Here is a 21,952-nt window from a genome sequence, read left to right as displayed (position 1 = left end):
AAAATGAAGGAAGTTTACATTACCAAAATATCAAAGTTTTTACCAAACCGTCCCATTACCAATGATGAGATGGAAGAAAAATTAGGAACAATCAATGGGAAAACCTCAAAAGGACGACGCATTGTGTTACGTAACAATCAAATAAAAACTAGATATTATGCTATAGATGACAATGGTAACATAACGCACAATAATGCGCAACTTACAAAAGAAGCTGTTGAAAAATTATTTGATGAAAATTTAAAACCATCAGATATTGAAGTGCTTTCTTGTGGAACCTCAAGTCCAGACCAAATATTACCATCTCACGCAGCTATGGTTCATGGGTTTTTAAAAAATGGGAATATAGAAATAAACTCACCATCAGGCGCATGTTGCTCAGGAATGAACGCAATGAAATACGCCTACTTATCAGTAAAATCTGGACAAACAAAAAACGCTGTTTCTACGGGTTCTGAAAGAACATCATCATGGATGAAATCTGATATTTTTGAAGATGAAGTAAAACATTTAGAATCACTAGAAGAAAACCCAATATTAGCTTTTAACAAAGACTTTTTACGCTGGATGCTATCTGATGGCGCAGGCGCATTTTTATTAGAAGATGCTCCTAATGGTGACATGCCGTTAAAAATAGAATGGATGGAAGGCTACTCTTATGCTCATGAAATTGAAGCATGTATGTATGCCGGCGGAGATAAATTAGATAATGGCTTTTTAAAACCTTGGAGCGAATATCCTTCAGACCAATGGAGTAAAAAATCATTGTTTGCAATGAAGCAAGATGTTAAACTTCTTGGTGAAAATATTCTTGTTAAAGGTGTAGATAGCTTAAAAATGGCTATTGAAAAACACGGTGTAAAACCAGAAGAAATAAACTACTATTTACCTCATATCTCTTCTTACTATTTTAAAGAAAACCTATACCAAGAAATGGTTAATCAAGGTGTTGAAATCCCTTGGGAAAACTGGTTTATGAATTTAAGTAAAGTAGGAAATGTTGGTGCAGCATCAATTTATATTATGCTTGAGGAGTTAGCCACTTCTGGAAAACTTAAAAAAGGTGATAAAATTTTACTTTCTGTTCCAGAAAGTGCACGTTTTGCTTATGCTTATGCGCTTTTAACTGTTTGCTAAAATGACAACCAGCAATTTACCAATAACAACTATATCTCACCTAATACCGCAAAAAGCACCTTTTGTGATGGTAGATACGTTAGTAGATTTTTCTGAAACTAAAATTGTATCTTCATTAAAAATATTAGACACAAATATCTTTGTAGAAAACGGTATTTTTCTTGAACCTGGTTTGGTTGAAAATATGGCACAAACAGTAGCTTTACATACGGGCTATGATTACTTTTTAAAAGGCGAACAAGCACCTACAGGTTACATAGGGTCTATAAAAAAAGTAACCGTTAACAAACTACCAAAACTAAACGAAACCATAACCACTGAAGCTCAAATACTACATGAGTTTATGGGAGTAACCATGGTTACAGTAAAAGCTTTTAACTCCAATAATGAAGAAATTGCTTCAGGAGAAATGAAAACAGTTATTGCTAGCTAATGAATAGGTTTCAAAATTTAGATATCACAAAATTTCTTCCTCACAGAAAACCATTTTTAATGGTAGATGATGTGTTATCTATTGATGACGAACACGTTGCAACCTCATTCAAAATAGAAAGTTCTTGTATTTTTAACGACAATGGCTACTTTAACGAAGTAGGCCTTGTAGAAAATGCCGCCCAAACATGTTCTGCCATTGTGGGTAAAAGTTATTTTGAAGATGACGATATAGAAGGCAAAGGCACAAAACTTATAGGTTTTATTAGTGCAATAAAAAAAGTCACAATAAAAGAGTGCCCAAAAGTAAATACAACCATCATATCTAAAGCCAATTTAAAATCTAGGTTTGATACAGATGCTTATAGCATTTGTACTTTAGAATGTATTATCTCTCAAGACAACAAAGAATTAGTATCTTGTGAGATGAATTTAGTCATTCAAGAATTAAAATAGATTTTTTATGAAGAAGAATGAAGTCCCTCAAGACAAGAGTAATTTAGAGTCTGCTAATTTCAAAGAATTATGCTATGCTGTAGATGAAAACGGCGAGTATACAACAGCTCACAGTACAGGTTGGGCACCAAAAACAATAGCATTAGATAACGCAATCGAAGAGATAAACCAACGCATTTCTACTGCAAAAAATCGCGTGCTAAACAACGAAACTAGCCCTATAGAATACTATATGGAATTTCACAAAATGGATCCTCAAATATTAGCTAGTTATGTAGGTATGTGGCAATGGCGCGTAAAACGTCATTTTAAACCCAAAGTCTTTAATAAATTATCTCAAAAAACACTGCAAAAATATGCTGATGTTTTTGAGGTAAACATAGACCAATTAAAAAATATCACTTTACATGAAAATTAATTTCACGCATCATCAATCTGCACATTGCGAAAATGGTGTGATTTCTAATTTAATGAAATACAACGGGTTTAACGTTAGTGAACCCATGGCGTTTGGTATTGGCTCTGGTTTATTATTTTGTTATATTCCATTATTAATGGTAAATCACGCACCAGCAATAACCTATCGTGCAATGCCTGGATTTATTTTTAAAAAATTTGCCAAGCGTGTTGGAATTAAAATAAAACGTGAGAAATTTAAAAACCCACAACAGGCCAAAGCTAGACTTGACGAAAACTTAAAAAACAACAACCCTGTAGGTTTACAAGTTGGTGTCTATAATTTGGTTTATTTCCCTGACGAATATAGATTTCATTTTAATGCCCATAACTTAATTGTATACGGCAAAGAAAATGACACATATTTAATAAGTGATCCTGTTATGGAAACCGTAACAACACTAACAGATAAACAATTAGAAAAAGTACGTTTTGCCAAAGGCGCTTTTGCTCCTAAAGGTCATATGTATTACCCTATAGATTTTCCAAAAGAATTACAGCTAGAAAAGGCTATAATAAAAGGAATAAAACAAACCTGTCGCGATATGCTAGCACCAATTCCAATTGTTGGTGTAAAAGGTATCAGAAAAGTTGCAAAGCTTATAAGAAAGTGGCCAAAGAAAAAAGGCAATAAAGTTGCTAATCACTATTTAGGTCAAGTTGTTAGAATGCAAGAAGAAATAGGAACCGGCGGCGGCGGTTTTAGATATATTTTTGCTGCTTTTTTACAAGAATCAAGCAAAATATTAAACAATCCTAGACTCTCTGAATTGTCTAATGAAATGACTAATATTGGAGACCTTTGGCGTGATTTTGCCCTAGATGCTTCTCGTATTTATAAAAATAGAAGTGCCAAAGAAGATGCTTACAACAATGTTGCATCACAATTAGAAACTATTGCTGATAAAGAAGAAATCTTCTTTAAAAAACTAAAGAAAGCCATAAAATAATACATGATTAACGTTGAACAAGTCTCAAAAAAATATAAAGGTGCTGATCATTATTCAGTAACCAATTTAGACTTGTCTATTGATGAAAAAGAAATTTTTGGTCTATTAGGTCCTAATGGCGCTGGTAAAACCACACTTATTTCAATTTTATGCTCGTTAATAAAACCAACTTCTGGATCTTTTACAATTGATGGTTTAACATACCAGAAAAACAAAAACGTGCTTAAACAACGTATTGGTATCGTTCCGCAAGAGTATGCATTGTATCCATCTTTAACGGCTTTTGAAAACTTACAGTACTTTGGTAGCATGTATGGTTTAAAAGGGTCTAAACTAACATCAAAAATAAACAACACACTAGATTATTTGGGCCTATTACCTTTTGCCCATAAAAAAATAAACACATTTTCTGGTGGAATGAAACGCCGTGTAAATCTTATTGCTAGTATTTTACACGATCCTAAAGTATTATTCCTAGATGAGCCAACTGTTGGTGTTGATGTGCAATCTAAAAACGTTATTATTCAATTTCTTAAAGAGTTAAATAGTAACGGAACCACAATTATTTATACATCGCATCACTTAAATGAAGCTGAAAACTTCTGTACGCGAGTTGGTATTATAGACCATGGTAAAATTATTATAAAAGGAGAACCAAAAACCCTAATAAAAAATCAAGAAGGCGCTCATAATTTAGAGGATGTTTTTTTAAGTCTAACCGGAAAAGCCTTAAGAGATCATGCATAAATTACTGGCAACCACAAAAAAAGAGCTCTTATTGCTTACCCGAGATATTGGTGGCATTGCCATTCTTTTTATTATGCCATTGGTGCTTATTGTAACCATAACGCTTATTCAAGACGGAACTTTTAAAACAGTAACAGATGCCAAAATAGCTGTTTTAGTTGTTGATAATGATCAAGGTTCTGTTTCTGAAACCATATTAAACGGGCTACAAGACTCTAATGCTTTTGAAATCATAAAAAAGAATACCGAAGAAGAAGCAAAGGATCTCGTTTTTAGCGGAAAATATCAGTTAGCCATTATTATTCCTGAAAAACTATCTGAAGGGTTAGAGCAAAAAGTTGCTCAAAATGTTGAAGGCATCATTGCTAAATTCAGCATGAGTGATTCTAAAAATCAACAAGCGAGCTCACCGTTTCAAAGCAAAGAAGTAAAATTATATTTTGATCCTGCCACGCAAGTATCTTTTAAAAGCTCTGTAAAAAATGGCATTGACAAAATGATTTCAAAAATAGAAACTCAATCTATTTACAAAGCGTTTCAAGAACAAATCACTGATGATCCTTCAGAAACCATTTTTGCCACAGATAATTTTATCACTTTCAAAGAAATTTTACCAAAAGATGACGATAAAGAAATGATTCCAAACTCGGTACAACACAACGTTCCTGCTTGGACATTATTTGCTATATTTTTTATTATTGTACCATTATCAATAAATATAGTAAAGGAAAAAAGTCAAGGTACTTTTGTAAGATTACGAACAAATCCTGTTTCTTACGCTACGGTTTTAGGAGGAAAAACAGTTGTTTACCTTATTGTTTGTTTAATTCAGTTTGTATTAATGCTTTTAATAGGTGTTTACTTATTTCCGCATTTAGGATTACCAACTTTAGACATTTCAGGTCGTTTACCATTACTCTTTGTCGTTGCTACATTTGCAGGTCTTGCAGCTATTGGTTTAGGTTTATTATTAGGAACCATTGCTAGAACCCAAGAACAATCAGCACCATTTGGTGCTACTTTTGTTGTTATTTTGGCCGCATTAGGAGGTGTTTGGGTTCCTGTTTTTATTATGCCTAAAATAATGCAAACACTTTCTCATATTTCACCTATGAATTGGGGATTAAATGCATTTTATGATGTTTTTTTAAGAAATGGTTCTTTTTGGGACATTCTACCTGAAATAATTTTGTTATCATTATTCTTTATAATAACCACCTTAATTGCAATTGTTTATAATGAAAAGAAAAATGCCGTCTAAAGAAATAACGCATACCAGTCAAGTACGTGTACGTTTTGTTGAAACTGATCCTCTTGGAATTGTTTGGCATGGTAATTATATTCAATATTTTGAAGACGGTCGTGAGGCATTTGGAAGGCATCATGGCATCTCGTATTTAGATCAAAAAAAACATGGTTTTGCTACACCCATTGTAAAATCTAGCACCGACCATAAATTACCACTTAAATATGGTGATATTGCTACGGTAAAAACAATTTATGTAGATAGTCCCGCTGCAAAAATGGTATTTCGCTATGAGATTTATAATCAAAATCAAGAGTTAGTTTGTACCGGAGAAACCGTTCAGGTTTTTGTTGATAACATTGGTGAAGGCGATTTATGGCTTAATCTTCCAGATTTTTTTAAAACTTGGAAACAAAACGTAGGGCTTCTTGATGAATAACATTTACGCGTCATATAATAATATTATCTCATCATTAGGGTTTGACAGTAATACCGTTGTTGATAACATAAAAAACGAAACAACTGGACTACAACTTGTTAGCGACCCCAATATTTTACCACAAGATTTTTATTCGGCTTTAATAAACAATAATGATTTAGATACTGCTTTTAATAAGCTAAATCCCAAAGAATCCTATACTCGGTTAGAAAAAATGATGATAACCTCATTAAGTAAGGTTATATCAGATTCTGAAGTTAAAATCACAGATCGTGTTGGGCTAATTATATCTACAACAAAAGGGAATATTGATGCTTTAGACACCAGCAACCCATTTCCGGAAAGTAAAGCTTACTTAAGTGAATTAGGAAAAGCCATAACATCTTTTTTTAATTTCAAAAATGATGCTATAATAGTTTCAAACGCCTGTGTTTCTGGCATACTAGCAGTTGCAATTGCAAAACGCTACATAAACCAAGGTATTTATGACCATGTGTTTATTACAAGTGGTGATATTGTAACGCCTTTTATTTTATCAGGTTTTAACTCATTTCAAGCATTAAGCAGTCAACCCTGTAAGCCTTACGACAAAAACCGCACTGGAATTAATATTGGCGAAGTTGCTGCAAGTATTTTAATAACAAAAAGTAACAGTAATCTAGCTAAAGAAGCCGTAAGTATTCTGGGCGAAGGCTCTTGCAATGATGCCAACCATATTTCTGGACCGTCTAGAACTGGCGAAGGTCTTTACAGAAGTATTCAGTCTGCTATATCTCAATCCCAAATAAAACCCGAAGAAATTGATTATATTTCAGCTCATGGAACAGCAACTATTTTTAATGACGAAATGGAAGCAATTGCATTTAATAGATGTCAATTACAAAACATTCCCGTCAATAGCTTAAAAGGTTATTTTGGACATACGCTAGGTGCTTCAGGGTTACTAGAAACTATTGTTGGCATGCATGCTTTAAAAAACAATATGCTTTATGCCTCTAAAGGATTTGATACATTAGGTGTTTCCCAACCTATAAATGTTATAAAAGAAACTAAACAACCAACAAAACAGCTACAAACATTTTTAAAAACCGCATCAGGTTTTGGAGGATGTAATACCGCTGTAATATTTAAAAAAATTAACTAATTACCAATGTCAAATAAGCCAATAAGAGCCATAGATGCTGTTCAAGAAGCAGAAAAAATAGCCTTTGCTCCCTTTGTTTTTCAAGCCGTAGTTTCATTAAGAAAACTAGGAATTTTTAATCTTATTTTTGAAAAAAGAAGAAAAGGCGGTATTACTCTTGAAGCTATTTCAAAAGAACTCCGATTAACAACTTATGGCGTTGGCGTACTACTTGAAATTGCTGAAAGCTATAACATTGTTAATAAAGATGAGCAAGGAAATTTTGAATTAACCACAACAGGCTACTTTTTAGCTTTTGATCGTACGGTTGATGTAAACATTAATTTCACACAAGATGTTTGCTACAAAGGATTATATCACCTAACCGAAGCTATAGAAACTGGAAAACCAGCCGGATTAAAAGAACTAGGAAACTGGGACACTATTTATCAAGGGCTTTCTGTATTACAACCTGATGTTCAAAAAGCTTGGTTTGAATTTGACCACCACTACTCTGACGAAGTGTTTCAAGAGGCTTTAGAGTTTGTTTTTAGAAACAACCCTAAAACTATTTATGATGTTGGTGCAAACACAGGTAAATTTGCCATAAGCGGCAGCAAACACAGCGATACTGTTTCTATAAAAATGATTGATTTACCAGGTCAATTAAAAATAGCCCTTCAAAATGTTGAAAAAGCAGGCTATGCTAATCGCGTAACACATCATGAAATAGATTGGTTGTCAGAAAATCCAACATTACCAAAAGGCGCTGACGCCATTTGGATGAGTCAATTTTTAGATTGTTTTTCTGAAGATGAAATTTTAACCATTTTAAAAGCCTGTGCAAACGCCGTAAATGATAATGGTGAAGTTCTTATTATGGAAACCTTTACAGATAGACAGCGTTTTGATAATGCAAAGTTTATCCTAGAGGCTACATCTCTTTATTTTACAGTTATGGCAAACGGAAACAGCAAAATGTATCCTGCAACAGTGTTTAAAAAACTTATTGACAAAGCTGGTTTGGTACTTAAAGAAGATATTGCTGTAGGAGAATATCATACCATTTTAGTTTGTAAGAAAAAATAATATGCAGACCAACCATTACATAACATCTTTTTGCCACATAAAGAATCAAACTGTTTCTTTAAATAATGCTGTTGTGTACCAAGATAAAACAGCTGACACCTTTACTAGCTTTATAAAAGGAGCTTATAAATCGCTTAATACCAGCTATTCAAAATTTTTTAAAATGGATAGTTTAAGTAAATTAGCCTTTTTAGCTGCTGATGTTTTACTTCAAAACGAACACTTAAATATTGAAGAAGAAAACAATATCGCTGTTGTTTTATCAAATAGAGCTTCAAGTTTAGATACAGATAGGGCTCACCAAAATGCCATTCAAAATAAAAATGATTATTTTCCTAGTCCAGCAGTTTTTGTGTACACATTACCAAATATTTGTATTGGTGAGATAAGTATAAAATATAAGCTGTATTCTGAAAATAGTTTTTTTATATTTGACAGCTTTAATGCGCAACACCTATTTGATTATTCTAATAGCTTGCTAGCGTCAAAAAAAGCAAAAAGTGTACTATGCGGTTGGGTAGATTTTGATAAAAATCATTATGAAGCCTTTTTGTATCTTGTATCAGAAACATCAAGCAATATAAAACACAACAAAAACAATATAAACACATTATACAATACATAATATGGAAGCTTTAAAACAAGAATTAAAAGAGAACCTTATCGAGCAATTAAACCTTGAAGATGTAACCGTTGATGAAATCGCTGATGACGATATGCTTTTTGGTGACGGATTAGGGTTAGACTCTATTGATGCTTTAGAACTAATTGTTATGCTAGATAAAACTTATGGTATAAAACTAACAGACCCAAAAGAAGGTCGTGCCATTTTTGAATCTATCAATACCATGGCAGCTTACATTACAGAGCATAGATCTAAATAAAAACACCTTTAAACAATTAAGGGTTTCTAGGAATAGAAATAGAATCATTAAACTAAATAATAATTTTTCAGCTTTCGCATAAAACTATATGAGTAAAGGCGTCGCAATAACTGGAATGGGAATAATTTCTGCTATTGGAAACAATGTAGCAGAAAACTATCAGTCGCTTATTGATGGTAAAAAAGGGATTTCAAGAATTTCTAAAATACAAACCATTCATAAAGACGACATCATGGTTGGTGAAATTTCCCTAACAAACAGCGAGCTAGAAAAAGAATTAGGTTTAGATTCAAACAATAATTATTCTAGAACAGCCTTACTTGGTGTTATTGCAGCAAAAGAAGCTGTAAAAAATGCAGCTATAACAAACATATCTGCATACAAAACAGGGTTAATCTCATCAACCAGTGTTGGTGGTATGGATATGACAGAACGTTATTATTACGATTACTTAACCAATCCTGAAAATCAAAAATATATTGATGGTCATCATGCAGGTGATTCTACTCAAAAAATCGCTCAACAACTAGGCATAGATCAAAGTTTAGTCACTACAATAAGTACCGCTTGCTCATCAGCAGCAAATGCTATTATGCTTGGCGCTAGACTTATTAAGTCTGGGCAATTAGACCGTGTGGTTGTTGGTGGCACTGATTGCTTATCAAAGTTTACTATCAATGGTTTTAAAACCTTAATGATATTGTCTGACACTTACAGTACGCCTTTTGATGAAAACAGAAAAGGGCTAAATCTAGGTGAAGCAGCAGCTTTTTTAGTATTAGAATCAGATACTGTTGTTAAGACTGAAAACAAAACCGTTTTAGGCTATGTAAAAGGTTATGGTAATGCTAATGATGCTTTTCATCAAACAGCTTCTTCAGACAATGGAGATGGTGCAACTTTAGCCATGGAAAAAGCATTAAAAGTTGCCGGTTTAAAACCTGAAAACATTGACTATATAAACGCTCATGGCACTGCTACTGGTAATAATGATTTATCTGAAGGCCGTGCAATTATACGCGTATTTGGAGACAATCACGTGCCTGATTTTAGCTCAACAAAAGCCTATACAGGACATACGCTTGCTGCTGCAGGCGCTATTGAAGCTGTGTTCTCCGTTTTAGCTTTGCAAAACGATGTCATCTATCCGAATCTGAATTTTAAAACCCAGATGAAAGAATTTGATATTACGCCAGAACTACAACTTAAAAAGAAATCATTACAAACTGTTTTATCTAACTCTTTAGGATTTGGTGGTAATTGTTCAACAGTCATTTTTTCTAAACAACAATAAATGAAACAGGTTTATATAAATAGCGGTGGCTCCATATCTTCTCAAAAAACATTTGATAACACAATGTTTTTAGATGAGATTACTGCCTATGACGATAATGTTATTTCTACTATAGACCCTAATTATAAAGATTATATTCCTCCGGCTGCTGCGAGACGCATGGCAAAAGGAATTAAAATGGGGATTGTTACCTCAAAAATAGCACTAAATGAAGCTGGTTTAGATAACGTTGATGCTATCATAACAGGAACTGGCATGGGTTGTGTTCGCGACTCTGAAAAATTTGTAAGTGCCATTATAGACAACGATGAACAATACCTAACACCAACACCTTTTATACAATCTACGCACAATACTGTTGGCGGACAAATAGCTTTAGATTTGCAATGCAAAGGCTATAATTTTACGTATGTGCATGCAAGCATTTCGTTTGAGTCAGCTTTAATTGATGCTAAATTACAATTAGAACTAGACGAAGCTAACAATATACTCATTGGTGGTGTTGATGAACTTGCAGATCATACGGTTAAAATACATCATATTGCAAAACATATAAAACAAGACGCTGTAAAGTCTTCTGAAGTATTAACTTCTAATACCTCTGGAGCAGTTTTTAGTGAAGGCGCTAACTTTTTTGTTTTATCAAACAAAAAACAAACCTCAACCTATGCTGAAGTTGTTGCTGTAAAAACATTCAATACACTTCCTGAAGCAAACTTGCATGATGCTGCGATTACCTTCTTAAAAGAAAACAATCTTGATGTAAATGCTATTGATGCTGTAATACTTGGCAATAACGGCGATGTAGATTACGATTCTTTTTACAACACATTAACTAATACAACCTTTAGCCAAACACAGCAAGTATGTTATAAGCACTTATGTGGCGAGTTTAATACGGCTTCATCATTTGGCTTTTGGCTAGGAGCTAAAATTATTAAAACGCAATCTATACCTGAAGTTACAAAGCACAACCACATTGCGGCAAAGCACTTTAATACTGTTTTATTATACAATCAGTATCGTGGAGAAAACCATAGTTTCATACTACTTCGCAAATGCTAAACTTTAAATCAGTAAATATAACCGCGAGTGTTATTTTTATAGGTTTAATAGTATGTCATTATTTTTTTAGCCTTTCACTTTGGTATATTGTTTTACTAATGGTTTTTTGGTTTTTAATTACTGCTTTAGGATCTGGTTTAATTGGTTGGAATTATCATTTAAAAGCAATACTCTCAAATGCGTCAACAAAAACTAATCATGTTTCTATTACATTTGATGATGGCCCAAATTCTACCTTTACGCCTCAAGTTCTTGAATTATTAAAAAAGCATCATGCAAAAGCCACCTTTTTTTGCATAGGAAAACATATAGAAAATCATCCTGATATTGTAAAAAACATATTAGATCAAGGGCATACTATTGGCAATCACACCTATTCTCATGCTAATTCTTTTGGTTTTCTTTCAACAGAAAACGTAATTAAAGAGTTGCAGAAAACAAACAGTATTGTACAAAATCAAACAGGATTAAAATTAAATTTATACCGACCTGCTTTTGGTGTAACCAACCCGAATATTGCTCGTGCAGTAAAAGCGTTAAAACTTACCACTATTGGTTGGAATAAACGTTCATTAGACACCACAAAAATTTCTGATGATGCTATTTTTAAAAGAATAACAACCAACTTAAAACCTGGCGACATTATCTTGTTGCATGATACTAGTGAAAAAACTTTGATTGTTTTGGAACAGTTATTGTTATTTTTACAACAACAAAATTTAGAGTCTGTTACTGTAGATTCTTTATGCAAAATAAAACCTTATGCGTAACCTTGCTTACCTATGCTTTTTTATAGTTGTGTCATTACAAGCACAAACCAAAATGACTTTGGCAGAAGCAACAGCTTTAAAAGAAACTGTAAAATCTCAAGCAACAACAACAAAAACCATAACAAGTGATTTTGTACAAAACAAACATTTAGATTTTTTATCAAATGATATTATTACTAAAGGATCGTTAGCATTTAAAGTTCCCAATATGATAAAATGGGAATATGTAGACCCTTTTAAATATTCGGTAGTATTTAAAAACGATATGCTTTACATAAATGACGAAGGCAACAAAAGCGATATAGATTTAGGGTCAAACAAAATGTTTAAACAACTTAATACACTAATCATAAAAAGTGTAAAAGGCGATATGTTTGACGAAAATGAGTTTGATATAGAATACTTTAATAAAAACAATAACAGTTTGGTGTATTTTAGCCCGAAAGACAAAAAATTTGCCAAATATATTAAAGCCTTTCATATTACGTTTAATAAAAAAGGAGACGTCATTGCCTTAAAAATGATAGAGCCTTCAGGCGATTACACAAAAATTACTTTTACAAACAAAATACTAAACAGTCCGCTTGACGATGCGTTATTTACTAACTAGTTTTTGCGTTATATGGCTGTTTTTTTCATGTAGCTCCTACCCAAAAAAGCAACAGTTTATAACAACCCAAGTGGCTAAAAGTCACATTACAAATTCGTACTTTGCCGATGCGTCTAAAGACTACGTATATAAAACACGCATTTCAGTATATGATAATAATTTTGGTGGGTTACTAATCATAAAAAAAGTAGACAACAAACAACATCGTGTAGTTTTTACTACTGAAATGGGAAATAAAATATTTGACTTTTCTTTTTACACTGATGACTTTAAAGTAAATTACATTTTAGATGATCTCAACAAACCGCTATTAATTAATATTTTAAAACAAGATTTTAAAGTTTTAATCAAAGAAGACATTAGTATATCAAACGCATACAAAACCAACAATACACATATTTACAAAACAACAATAAATAATAAAGAACATTACTATTTTGTACAAGATACTATTTTGAATAAAGTAGTACGCGCAAACAATGGAAAAGAAAAAGTGCACTTTCTATTTTCAGAAATTAGTAATACTATTGCAAAACATATTGAAATAAAACATAACAATATACAATTACAAATCAATCTTAAATCAATTAAATAATCAATCTTAAAAACATGAAAAAAACAATTTTATTTTTCGCATTACTTACCGTAAGTATTACGGCTTTTTCTCAAGTAAAAGTACGTCCAGGTGTAAGATTAGGGCTTAACGCCGCTAACATCACAAACATTAGTGACTCAGACACTAAAATTGCTCCTAACGCAGGGCTTTTTGTTAATATTCATTTATCAAACTTTTATGAGTTACAAGTTGAAACTAACTACTCTAATCAAGGAGCTTCTAGGGACAATAATGCTGTACACTTTACAACAGTAGATCCATACGATCCATACAACCCATATTATAGAAACTATTTAAACAACGATATAAATGTTCACTATGTGTCATTAGCAATTGCAAACAAGTTTTTTGTTATTCCTGATGTAGGCTTACACCTTATTGTTGGTCCTAGCATTGATATTAATGTTTCTGATGATACTTTTTTTGATGTAACTCCTGTTGATTTTGCTTTATTTGGAGGTATTGGTTATGAGTTTCCGTTTGGTTTAGGTATTGAAGCGCGTTACAAGCAAGGATTTATTGATACAAGAGATGATTATGATGGAGACAGCTTCTATGTAGGAAGTGATGGTTATTATGTAGAAACCGATGGTGATTATTACGATGGTGACAACTGGTTAAACAGCGTTTTTCAATTAGGTGTATATTATAAATTCAACTTTTAGTAAAACATGCTATTAAAAGATTTTTACACAGTAAATAAATTAGCTGTTGCTAACAATCAGGCAACAGCTAATATTACCATAAACAAAGACCATGATGTTTTTAAAGGGCATTTTCCAGGAAACCCTGTAACGCCTGGTGTTTGTATGATGCAAATAATTAAAGAATTATCAGAACAAATTGTTGAAAAGGCACTATTTATGGAGTCTTCAACCAATGTAAAGTTTATGGCCATTATCAACCCAGAAAAAACACCTGATTTAGAGCTTACGCTAGACATATCAGAAACCGATGAAGGCTACAAAGTAAAAAACGTTACAAAATTTGAAGACACGGTTGCTTTAAAGCTATCAACTACGTTCAAAATAAAATAACAACATGAAATTTCTTGTTTTTCTTATTACGCTTTTTACTTTAAACACACTCTCTTTAGATATTAAAGATGTGCGTGTTGCTTACAGAGATGCAGCTCACAACAATGATAAAGTAACTGCTTTTAATAATTTAGTAGCCTCTGTAACCAAAAACGACGATGTTGCCCTAGTTGCCTACAAAGGCGCCGCAATAACAATGAAAGCAAAAATTGGCGGTAGCATAAAAGAAAAAAAAGAATTTCTAAAAGAAGGTGTAAGTTATATTGAGTTTGCTATTGAAAAAGCTCCTAATGACATTGAACCGCGTTTTGTACGCATAGGTGTTCAAGAAAACACACCTAGAATCGTGGGCTATAAAGACAATATAGATGAAGACAAAGCCTTTATATTAAAGCATTATAGCAACATAAAATCTACCGACTTAAAAAACCACATAAAAGACTACATACTAGAGTCTAAACTGTTTTCTGACGAAGAAAAACAAATCACAAATTAAATGAGAAGTACGATTACCTTTCTTACATTACTAATATCTTTTTCTTTATTTTCTCAAGACATTATAGTTACCAAAAATAATGATGAAATTTCATCAAAAGTTTTAGAAATAGGTATCAATAAAATTAAATACAAAAAACAAGAAAACCTTACAGGTCCAGACTATTTTATAGAAAAAGATCTTGTTGAAAAAATAATTTTTGAAAACGGTACTGTTGAGGATTTTAACATCATTCGTTCACAAGAAAAAGAAATTTCTCTACAAGAAACCAAAGCTTTTATAAAAGAGTATGTTGATAAATATGCCTATTCAGACAATGGCTTTTTAGTAAAAAGCTATAAAGTAAGTTATGAAGGTGACTTTTTGAGATTAACACTTTTAAACAAAAAGAAAAGCAAAGAAATAAACAGCATGCTTTTTGATGTTAAAAATGCTTATGCTTTTAAGCGCGCTTCAAGACGAGATAATAATCTGGCGTACTTAAATATTTATTTACCGTTTTTAGCAAACGAGAAAAAAAATAAGTGGGAGAAAACAAAACTAGTTATAAGTGTTGAAGGTTATGAAAACGCCGTGTCTATTCTAAAAGCCATGAAACACTACAAAACACTTTTAATAAATAAAAACAAAACTGAAAGCAAGTTTTAGGTAAAAATTAGTACTTTCGATATAGTAATACTAATAGCCCATTACGTTAGTGAATACCGTTCCAATCAAACAAAAAATAGCTAATTTAAACGTATGTGTTCTCATTCCAACATACAACAATGAGCGCACTCTAAAACGTGTAATAGATGGTGTTTTACAATATACTAACAACGTTATTATTGTAAACGATGGCTCTACAGATACCACAAAAACCATTTTAGATAGCTATACAGGCATAGAAACCATTCATTTTAAAGCCAATCAAGGCAAAGGTGTTGCGCTACGCAAAGGTTTTAAACATGCCGTTTCTTTAGGATATGATTTTGCCATAACTATAGATTCTGACGGACAGCACTTTCCTAGTGATATTCCTGCATTTATTGACACACTAGAAACTAGCGAAAACAAAGACATTTTGCTAATAGGTGCTAGAAACATGGAACAAGAAGGTGTTCCTGGAAAAAGTAGCTTTGGTAATAAATTTTCTAATTTCTGGTTTTGGTTTGAAACAGGAATAAAACTTCAAGACACACAATCTGGATTTAGACTTTATCCGCTTCAAGTTCTTGAAAAATTAAATTTTTACACTACCAAATTTGAATTTGAAATAGAAGTTATTGTAAAATGTGCTTGGAAAGATGTTATTGTAAAAAACATCCCTATTCAAGTACTTTATGATGAGTCCGAACGCGTTTCTCATTTTAGACCATTCAAGGATTTTACGCGTATTAGCATATTAAACACTTGGCTGGTTTTTTTAACGCTTATTTACTACAAGCCTAGAAGCATTTTTAGAAACTTAAAAAAAAAAGGGCTTAAACGTTTTTTTTTAGAAGACTTTTTGGGCAGTTTAGATTCGCCTAGAAAAAAAGCACTATCAGTAGCATTAGGTGTATTTATTGGACTATCTCCTTTTTGGGGATTTCATACTGCTTTGGTTATTTTTTTAGCTATTTTTTTTAAGCTAAACAAAACCATTGCTTTTGCTTTTTCAAATGTAAGTTTGCCTCCATTTATTCCTTTTATTGTCTATGCAAGCGTAAGAATAGGAAATGCACTTTTAGGATTAGAGCACACGTTTTCTATAAAAGATTTTACCACCAACTTTGAAGTTGTTACGCATTTAAAAATGTATATTATTGGTAGTTTATCACTTGCAACAATTTCAGCCATAGCTTTAGGATTAATTAGTTACCTGATATTTTTTATTGTTGACAAGAAAAAAGTAACTTTAAAAAATGGCTAATCTTTTCTATAATATTTATAAAACAATTTCCCTTAAAAAACGTGTTGGTTTTCTAGTGGCCATTGTTATATTTTTAGGTTTAGGTTACCTAGCATCTTTTATTACTTTTGAAGAAGACATTACCAAACTAATTCCAACAAACAACAAAAACTCCCAAGCACAAAAGGTTTTAAAAACTGTAAACTTTGCCGATAAAATCATTGTAAACTTTACAAAAGAAACCAATGGCTCTGTAGATGATTTAACAAGTTATGCGTCAGAGTTTATAGATAGTTTAAAAACAACATCTGGCGATTATTACACAAAAATTCAAGGCAAAATTGCAGATGAAGATGTGCTAAACACTTTAGATTTTGTCTACGAAAACTTACCCTTATTTCTAGACAATACTGATTATAAAAACATAGAAAAAAAGCTTCATGCAGATAGTGTGAAAGCCATAACAAAGGCTAATTATAAAACACTTATTTCTCCTTCTGGATTTGTAGCAAAAGAAACCATTTTAAAAGATCCTTTTGGAATCTCTTTTATGGGACTAAAAAAACTTCAGCAATTAAGCTTTGGAGATGCTTTTAGTTTACACAATGGGTTTTTATTAAGTAAAGACAAGAAACATGTGCTTCTTTTTATATCACCAACACATGAATCTAGTGAAACTGCTGAAAACAGTAAGTTTTCTGAAATTTTATACCGAATAAACAACAACCTAAACGATAAGTATAAAACCAAAGTAAATAGTGAATACTTTGGTGGCGCATTAATAGCTGTTGAAAATGCTAAACAAATAAAAAAAGACATACAACTTACAGTAAGCATTGCAATGAGTATTTTACTCATAATTCTTATCGTTTTTTATAGAAAGCTTGCGTTACCCATTATATTATTTGTTCCAACAATTTTTGGTGGTTTGCTCGCTGTGGCACTTTTGTTTTTAATCCGAACAAAAATATCTGCTATATCACTTGGTATTGGTTCTGTTTTGCTAGGTGTAACACTAGATTATTCGTTGCATGTATTAACACACATACGAAGTAATAATAACGTAAAAGCACTTTTTCACGAAATCACCAAGCCTATTTTAATGAGTAGCTTAACAACTGCTTTGGCTTTTTTATGCTTGTTGTTTGTAAAATCTCAAGCATTACAAGATTTAGGCATTTTTGCAGCAATAAGTGTTATTGGCGCTTCAATTTTTGCGCTTATTTTTATTCCGCAAGTTTATAAAGATGTTCCTAATAAGGTCTCAAAAAACACCTTTATAGACAAACTTGCTTCTTTTCCGTTACACAAAAGCAAATGGAGTTTTATAGTATTAGCCATACTTTTAGGAGTAAGTTTATTTACCTATAAAAAAGTAACTTTCAATCATGATATTACAAAACTAAATTACGAACCGCCAGCTTTAATGGCTGCTCAAAAACGTTTAGATGCACTTACTAATGTCTCTTCAAAATCGGTTTACCTTGCGTCTTATGGCAATACAAAACAAGAAGCAATAAATGCTAATGATGCAGTTTTAAATACGCTAAAATCACTTAAAGCAAATAAACAAATAATAAATTACAGCTCGGTTGGTGCTTTAGTGCAATCTGATATTACACAAAAAAACCGCATTCAAAGATGGCAATCGTTCTGGAATGATTCTTTAGTAAATAAAACCAAAACAAGTCTTATAGAAAATGGCGCTTCGCTTGGTTTTAAACCAACCACGCATAATGACTTTTACAGCTTACTAGAATCAGATTTCATTCCATTACAAATAAGCGATTATAATGCATTAAAAATGGTTGCTCTTGATGACTATATAACAACAAAAAACAATTTTACTACCGTTACATCGCTTGTCAAAGTTAGTACAGAACAAGCTACTGATATTGTAAACGCGTTTAAAGACCAACCTAATGTACTAGTCATAGACAGGCAACAAATGAATGAAACTTTTTTAGGAAATTTAAAAGATGATTTTAACCGATTGGTACAATATTGCTTTGTTGTTGTTTTGGTTATTTTATTGTTGTTTTACAGAAGTGTTTCCTTAACTCTAGTAACAGCAATTCCTATTGCTTTAACTTGGTTCTTAACCATAGGGTTAATGGGGCTTTTTGGTATAGAGTTTAATATTTTTAATATTATTATATCAACCTTTATTTTTGGGTTAGGTGTTGATTACTGCATTTTTATCACAAACGGTTTATTACACGAATACCGTACTGGGGAAACAGCATTACCTACACATAAAACATCTATTATACTATCTGTTATCACAACTATATTGGGTGTTGGCGTACTTATATTAGCAAAGCATCCTGCATTATACACAATGTCTTTAGTTTCTATTGTAGGGATATTATCTGCAATAACAATTTCATTTATTATACAGCCTGTACTTTTTAAACTTCTTATAGGATCAAAAAACAAAAAACCGTATCCGCTATTACTACTTATTCAATCTACCATTTCATTTACTTATTATGGTCTTGGCGGCTTGGTTTTATCTATTATTGGTGTCATCATCATTAAGGTTGTTCCTGTAAGCATGAAGAAAAAAATGGCTTGGTTTCATGGTGTTATGTCAAAATTCATGAAGTCTGTTTTAGATTCGTATCCATATGTCAAAACTAAAGTCATAAACAACCACAAAGAAACTTTTGACAAACAATGTGTAATGATTGCCAATCACACTTCGTTTCTTGATATTCTGGCTATAGGAATGCTTCACCCAAAAATTATTTTCTTGGTTAATGATTGGGTATACAACTCCCCTATATTCGGAAAAGCCGTAAGACTTGTTGGTTTTTACCCTGTTTCTAGTGGTATAGAAAATGGTGTTGCTCATTTACAGAAAAAAGTAGATCAAGGCTATTCGTTAATGGCGTTCCCAGAAGGAACACGATCGTATACTAATAAAATTCGTCGTTTTCATAAAGGTGCTTTTTATTTGGCTGAACAGTTTAAATTAGACATTGTACCTGTTGTTATTCATGGAAACTCTGAAATTTTACCCAAAGGGCGTTTTGTTATAAAACGCGGTACATTAACGGTAGAAATTCTTAAAAGAATACAGTATGGTGACTCTCAATTTTTTGGAGAAACAACAAAAGAAACAACCAAAAACATAAGTACGTACTTTAAACAAAAATTTCAAGACATTAGAAAACGCCTAGAAAATGACACTTATTTTCACAATGTAATTCTTGAGGATTTTAGATACAAAGGCTCAAACTATCTTAAAGACATAAAGCAAGACCTAAACACTTACAAAAGTGATTACAAAAAAATTATTGATACTGTTGGTAAAAGAGACCGTATTCTGCATATTTCTAAAGATAACGGACAATTAGATTTTTTACTTTCTCTTGATAGCCCTGATAGAAGCATAACAACACTTATTGAAGACACTCAAAAACGAGCAATAGCAAAAAACTGTTATATTAGCAACAATCACAGTAAGATACAGTTTACAAACTCTTTTAGTGACATGTTAAATATTGAGGCAAACACGATTATTATAAATACAGATGACATATCTGAATTAGAAATAGAATCGGTACTAAAAGAATCTGTTACATGCATTATTTTACTTAAACAAAGTTGTTTACTATACCCAAAAATAAACACTAGTAATTTTACAAAAACACTTGAAAACAATCAGCTTATTATATTAACCAAATAAGCAATCATTTACTATGAAATCGCACTACGATGTTGTTATTACCGGAAGCGGATTAGGAGGTTTAGTTTCTGCTGTGGTTCTTGCCAAGGAAGGTTATCGTGTGTGCGTTTTGGAAAAAAATCAGCAATTTGGCGGCAATCTTCAAACATTTGCTAGAGACAAATCTATTTTTGATACTGGAGTACATTACATAGGCGGCTTAAGTAAAGGGCAAAATCTTTATACCTATTTTAAATATTTAGGTATTATGGATGAGCTGTCTTTAGATAAAATGGACGAAGACGGTTTTGATGTTATCACTTTTGATAATGATGATTCTGAATACAAATATGCGCAAGGCTATGACAATTTTATTGAGACATTAAGCAAAATGTTTCCAGACGAAAAAGAAGCTATTCAAGCCTACTGCCATAAAATTCAAGAAACTTGTAGCAAATTCCCGCTATATAATGTAGAGCAAGGAAAACAATATGATATTAGTGTTTTTGGTGAACAAGCAAAAACCTTTATAGAGTCTATAACTTCAAACAAAAAACTACAAGCAGTACTTGTGGGTACAAATTTTCTATATGCTGGTGATGGCGAAAAAACACCTTTCTATGTGCATTCGTTATCTGTAAATTCTTATATAGAAAGCGCTTATCGCTGTGTAAACGGAGGAAGTCAAATTACAAAGCTTCTCATTAGAAGACTTAAAGAATTGGGCGGCGTTGTACATAAATACCATGAAGTTGTAGATTACAACTATAAAGATGGTAAGCTTACATCTGCCATTTGCTCTAATGGTAATGAATTTTATGGTGATATTTTTATATCAAATATAGAGCCCAAACTTACTCTAAAACATGTAGGTAAAGATAAGTTTAGAAAATCATACGTTAACAGGATAGAAGGCATTGAAAGCACAATTGCTGCTTTTAGTGTTTACATTGTTTTAAAACCTGAAACATTTAAGTATTTAAACAAAAATTACTATCATTTTAAATCCCCTGAATGTGTTTGGACGGCACAACATTACTCACAAGAAAGTTGGCCGGAAGGCTACATGCTTTCTATGGGACGCAAAAAAGGCCAAAGCGTTTATGGCGATAATATTACGATAATGACTTATATGCATTATGATGAAGTAAAACCTTGGGAAAATACGTTTAACACAACGGCGTGTCAAAATGATAGAGGACAATCATACGAAGCTTTTAAAGCTGAAAAAGCCGAAAAGGTTATTATTGAATTAGAAAAAAAATTCCCAAATATAAGAGCTTGCATACAAGAAATATATACATCATCGCCTTTATCTTACAGAGACTACATTGCCACTAACAATGGCTCTATGTATGGTTATGTAAAAAACGTGAATAAGTCTATGCAGTCTTTTATATCGCCTCGTACTAAAATAGAAAACTTATTATTTACAGGGCAAAGTTTAAATATGCATGGTATATTAGGCGTTACAATAAGTGCTATTGTTACCTGTTCTGAAATATTAGGTATGGATTATTTAGTATCCAAAATAAAAAAAACAAACAGTCAATAAAATA

At 32.2% G+C, this 21,952-nt stretch carries 24 protein-coding genes; all 24 read left to right on the top strand.

Translation table 11 applies throughout. The features are described 5' to 3' along the window. Window positions 1-3 precede the first annotated feature (3 nt). The gene (darB, locus tag ABD690_RS04090; RefSeq protein WP_344727370.1) at window positions 4-1,137 is read left to right on the top strand and encodes a dialkylresorcinol biosynthesis protein DarB; all 1,134 of its coding nucleotides are present in this window, start codon (window positions 4-6) and stop codon (window positions 1,135-1,137) included. A gap of 1 nt (window position 1,138) precedes the next feature. Beyond that, window positions 1,139-1,570 (top strand): hotdog family protein, encoded by a 432-nt coding sequence (locus ABD690_RS04085; RefSeq protein ID WP_344727368.1) that lies wholly within the window; start codon window positions 1,139-1,141, stop codon window positions 1,568-1,570. Then, window positions 1,570-2,025, top strand: a complete 456-nt coding sequence (locus tag ABD690_RS04080; protein WP_344727366.1) for a hotdog family protein — start codon at window positions 1,570-1,572, stop codon at window positions 2,023-2,025. Before ABD690_RS04085 ends, ABD690_RS04080 begins: the two co-directional genes overlap by 1 nt. A gap of 7 nt (window positions 2,026-2,032) precedes the next feature. Further along, window positions 2,033-2,443 (top strand): flexirubin biosynthesis protein DarG, encoded by a 411-nt coding sequence (gene DarG / locus ABD690_RS04075; RefSeq protein WP_344727364.1) that lies wholly within the window; start codon window positions 2,033-2,035, stop codon window positions 2,441-2,443. Then, window positions 2,433-3,431: a BtrH-related acyltransferase DarH gene (darH, locus tag ABD690_RS04070; protein WP_344727362.1), complete on the top strand. Its 999-nt coding sequence runs from the start codon at window positions 2,433-2,435 to the stop codon at window positions 3,429-3,431. Before DarG ends, darH begins: the two co-directional genes overlap by 11 nt. A 3-nt stretch (window positions 3,432-3,434) precedes the next feature. After that, a complete protein-coding gene (locus ABD690_RS04065; protein ID WP_344727360.1) occupies window positions 3,435-4,178 on the top strand; it encodes an ABC transporter ATP-binding protein in 744 nt (247 codons plus the stop codon). Beyond that, window positions 4,171-5,439, top strand: a complete 1,269-nt coding sequence (locus ABD690_RS04060; RefSeq protein ID WP_344727358.1) for an ABC transporter permease — start codon at window positions 4,171-4,173, stop codon at window positions 5,437-5,439. Before ABD690_RS04065 ends, ABD690_RS04060 begins: the two co-directional genes overlap by 8 nt. Next, window positions 5,417-5,863, top strand: coding sequence for an acyl-CoA thioesterase (locus tag ABD690_RS04055; protein ID WP_344727356.1), 447 nt, complete (start codon window positions 5,417-5,419; stop codon window positions 5,861-5,863). Before ABD690_RS04060 ends, ABD690_RS04055 begins: the two co-directional genes overlap by 23 nt. After that, window positions 5,856-7,007: a beta-ketoacyl synthase N-terminal-like domain-containing protein gene (locus ABD690_RS04050; RefSeq protein WP_344727354.1), complete on the top strand. Its 1,152-nt coding sequence runs from the start codon at window positions 5,856-5,858 to the stop codon at window positions 7,005-7,007. Before ABD690_RS04055 ends, ABD690_RS04050 begins: the two co-directional genes overlap by 8 nt. Window positions 7,008-7,013: 6 nt before the next feature. After that, a complete protein-coding gene (locus tag ABD690_RS04045) occupies window positions 7,014-8,075 on the top strand; it encodes a methyltransferase (protein WP_344727352.1) in 1,062 nt (353 codons plus the stop codon). Window position 8,076: 1 nt separating this feature from the next. Continuing rightward, complete coding sequence (locus ABD690_RS04040) at window positions 8,077-8,700, top strand: 3-oxoacyl-ACP synthase (RefSeq protein WP_344727350.1); 624 nt, start codon at window positions 8,077-8,079, stop codon at window positions 8,698-8,700. Window position 8,701: 1 nt separating this feature from the next. Beyond that, complete coding sequence (locus tag ABD690_RS04035) at window positions 8,702-8,959, top strand: phosphopantetheine-binding protein (RefSeq protein WP_344727348.1); 258 nt, start codon at window positions 8,702-8,704, stop codon at window positions 8,957-8,959. Window positions 8,960-9,047: 88 nt separating this feature from the next. Beyond that, window positions 9,048-10,253: a beta-ketoacyl-[acyl-carrier-protein] synthase family protein gene (locus ABD690_RS04030; protein ID WP_344727346.1), complete on the top strand. Its 1,206-nt coding sequence runs from the start codon at window positions 9,048-9,050 to the stop codon at window positions 10,251-10,253. Next, window positions 10,254-11,318: a beta-ketoacyl synthase N-terminal-like domain-containing protein gene (locus tag ABD690_RS04025; RefSeq protein ID WP_344727344.1), complete on the top strand. Its 1,065-nt coding sequence runs from the start codon at window positions 10,254-10,256 to the stop codon at window positions 11,316-11,318. A gap of 98 nt (window positions 11,319-11,416) precedes the next feature. After that, the gene (locus ABD690_RS04020) at window positions 11,417-12,088 is read left to right on the top strand and encodes a polysaccharide deacetylase family protein (protein ID WP_344727342.1); all 672 of its coding nucleotides are present in this window, start codon (window positions 11,417-11,419) and stop codon (window positions 12,086-12,088) included. Then, the gene (gene lolA2 / locus ABD690_RS04015; RefSeq protein ID WP_344727340.1) at window positions 12,081-12,698 is read left to right on the top strand and encodes a flexirubin biosynthesis/transport protein LolA2; all 618 of its coding nucleotides are present in this window, start codon (window positions 12,081-12,083) and stop codon (window positions 12,696-12,698) included. The genes ABD690_RS04020 and lolA2 overlap by 8 nt, the downstream gene beginning before the upstream one ends. Further along, on the top strand, window positions 12,679-13,293 hold the full coding sequence (gene lolB2, locus ABD690_RS04010; RefSeq protein ID WP_486303587.1) for a flexirubin biosynthesis protein LolB2: 615 nt from the start codon (window positions 12,679-12,681) through the stop codon (window positions 13,291-13,293). The genes lolA2 and lolB2 overlap by 20 nt, the downstream gene beginning before the upstream one ends. Window positions 13,294-13,307: 14 nt before the next feature. Continuing rightward, complete coding sequence (locus tag ABD690_RS04005) at window positions 13,308-13,979, top strand: porin family protein (RefSeq protein WP_344727335.1); 672 nt, start codon at window positions 13,308-13,310, stop codon at window positions 13,977-13,979. Window positions 13,980-13,985: 6 nt separating this feature from the next. Next, window positions 13,986-14,351, top strand: coding sequence for an ApeI family dehydratase (locus ABD690_RS04000; RefSeq protein WP_344727333.1), 366 nt, complete (start codon window positions 13,986-13,988; stop codon window positions 14,349-14,351). A 4-nt stretch (window positions 14,352-14,355) separates the two neighbouring features. Further along, window positions 14,356-14,847 carry a hypothetical protein gene (locus ABD690_RS03995; protein ID WP_344727331.1) on the top strand — a complete coding sequence of 164 codons (492 nt, stop codon included), beginning with the start codon at window positions 14,356-14,358 and terminating at the stop codon, window positions 14,845-14,847. After that, window positions 14,848-15,495, top strand: coding sequence for a hypothetical protein (locus tag ABD690_RS03990; protein ID WP_344727329.1), 648 nt, complete (start codon window positions 14,848-14,850; stop codon window positions 15,493-15,495). A 49-nt stretch (window positions 15,496-15,544) separates the two neighbouring features. Then, on the top strand, window positions 15,545-16,741 hold the full coding sequence (locus tag ABD690_RS03985) for a DUF2062 domain-containing protein (RefSeq protein ID WP_344727327.1): 1,197 nt from the start codon (window positions 15,545-15,547) through the stop codon (window positions 16,739-16,741). Continuing rightward, window positions 16,734-20,414, top strand: a complete 3,681-nt coding sequence (locus ABD690_RS03980; RefSeq protein ID WP_344727325.1) for an MMPL family transporter — start codon at window positions 16,734-16,736, stop codon at window positions 20,412-20,414. The genes ABD690_RS03985 and ABD690_RS03980 overlap by 8 nt, the downstream gene beginning before the upstream one ends. A gap of 13 nt (window positions 20,415-20,427) precedes the next feature. Next, a complete protein-coding gene (locus ABD690_RS03975; protein ID WP_344727323.1) occupies window positions 20,428-21,948 on the top strand; it encodes a phytoene desaturase family protein in 1,521 nt (506 codons plus the stop codon). The last annotated feature ends 4 nt before the right edge of the window (window positions 21,949-21,952 follow it).

The sequence above is a fragment of the Corallibacter vietnamensis genome (genome assembly GCF_039537875.1).
Taxonomy (GTDB): Bacteria; Bacteroidota; Bacteroidia; order Flavobacteriales; family Flavobacteriaceae; genus Corallibacter; species Corallibacter vietnamensis.
This window is presented reverse-complemented; position numbering and strand designations above follow the sequence as displayed.

Bases quoted from the DNA above. Each gene is read 5' to 3' on its own strand.
- lolB2 (WP_486303587.1), top strand. From the start codon at position 12,679: ATGCGTTATTTACTAACTAGTTTTTGCGTTATATGGCTGTTTTTTTCA.
- ABD690_RS04085 (WP_344727368.1), top strand. From the start codon at position 1,139: ATGACAACCAGCAATTTACCAATAACAACTATATCTCACCTAATACCG.
- ABD690_RS04025 (WP_344727344.1), top strand. From the start codon at position 10,254: ATGAAACAGGTTTATATAAATAGCGGTGGCTCCATATCTTCTCAAAAA.
- DarG (WP_344727364.1), top strand. From the start codon at position 2,033: ATGAAGAAGAATGAAGTCCCTCAAGACAAGAGTAATTTAGAGTCTGCT.
- ABD690_RS04030 (WP_344727346.1), top strand. From the start codon at position 9,048: ATGAGTAAAGGCGTCGCAATAACTGGAATGGGAATAATTTCTGCTATT.
- ABD690_RS04005 (WP_344727335.1), top strand. From the start codon at position 13,308: ATGAAAAAAACAATTTTATTTTTCGCATTACTTACCGTAAGTATTACG.
- ABD690_RS04055 (WP_344727356.1), top strand. From the start codon at position 5,417: ATGAAAAGAAAAATGCCGTCTAAAGAAATAACGCATACCAGTCAAGTA.
- lolA2 (WP_344727340.1), top strand. From the start codon at position 12,081: ATGCGTAACCTTGCTTACCTATGCTTTTTTATAGTTGTGTCATTACAA.
- ABD690_RS04040 (WP_344727350.1), top strand. From the start codon at position 8,077: ATGCAGACCAACCATTACATAACATCTTTTTGCCACATAAAGAATCAA.
- ABD690_RS04065 (WP_344727360.1), top strand. From the start codon at position 3,435: ATGATTAACGTTGAACAAGTCTCAAAAAAATATAAAGGTGCTGATCAT.
- ABD690_RS03995 (WP_344727331.1), top strand. From the start codon at position 14,356: ATGAAATTTCTTGTTTTTCTTATTACGCTTTTTACTTTAAACACACTC.
- ABD690_RS04045 (WP_344727352.1), top strand. From the start codon at position 7,014: ATGTCAAATAAGCCAATAAGAGCCATAGATGCTGTTCAAGAAGCAGAA.
- ABD690_RS04020 (WP_344727342.1), top strand. From the start codon at position 11,417: ATGGTTTTTTGGTTTTTAATTACTGCTTTAGGATCTGGTTTAATTGGT.
- ABD690_RS04080 (WP_344727366.1), top strand. From the start codon at position 1,570: ATGAATAGGTTTCAAAATTTAGATATCACAAAATTTCTTCCTCACAGA.
- darH (WP_344727362.1), top strand. From the start codon at position 2,433: ATGAAAATTAATTTCACGCATCATCAATCTGCACATTGCGAAAATGGT.
- ABD690_RS03990 (WP_344727329.1), top strand. From the start codon at position 14,848: ATGAGAAGTACGATTACCTTTCTTACATTACTAATATCTTTTTCTTTA.
- ABD690_RS04060 (WP_344727358.1), top strand. From the start codon at position 4,171: ATGCATAAATTACTGGCAACCACAAAAAAAGAGCTCTTATTGCTTACC.
- ABD690_RS04050 (WP_344727354.1), top strand. From the start codon at position 5,856: ATGAATAACATTTACGCGTCATATAATAATATTATCTCATCATTAGGG.
- ABD690_RS03980 (WP_344727325.1), top strand. From the start codon at position 16,734: ATGGCTAATCTTTTCTATAATATTTATAAAACAATTTCCCTTAAAAAA.
- ABD690_RS03975 (WP_344727323.1), top strand. From the start codon at position 20,428: ATGAAATCGCACTACGATGTTGTTATTACCGGAAGCGGATTAGGAGGT.
- ABD690_RS04035 (WP_344727348.1), top strand. From the start codon at position 8,702: ATGGAAGCTTTAAAACAAGAATTAAAAGAGAACCTTATCGAGCAATTA.
- ABD690_RS04000 (WP_344727333.1), top strand. From the start codon at position 13,986: ATGCTATTAAAAGATTTTTACACAGTAAATAAATTAGCTGTTGCTAAC.
- darB (WP_344727370.1), top strand. From the start codon at position 4: ATGAAGGAAGTTTACATTACCAAAATATCAAAGTTTTTACCAAACCGT.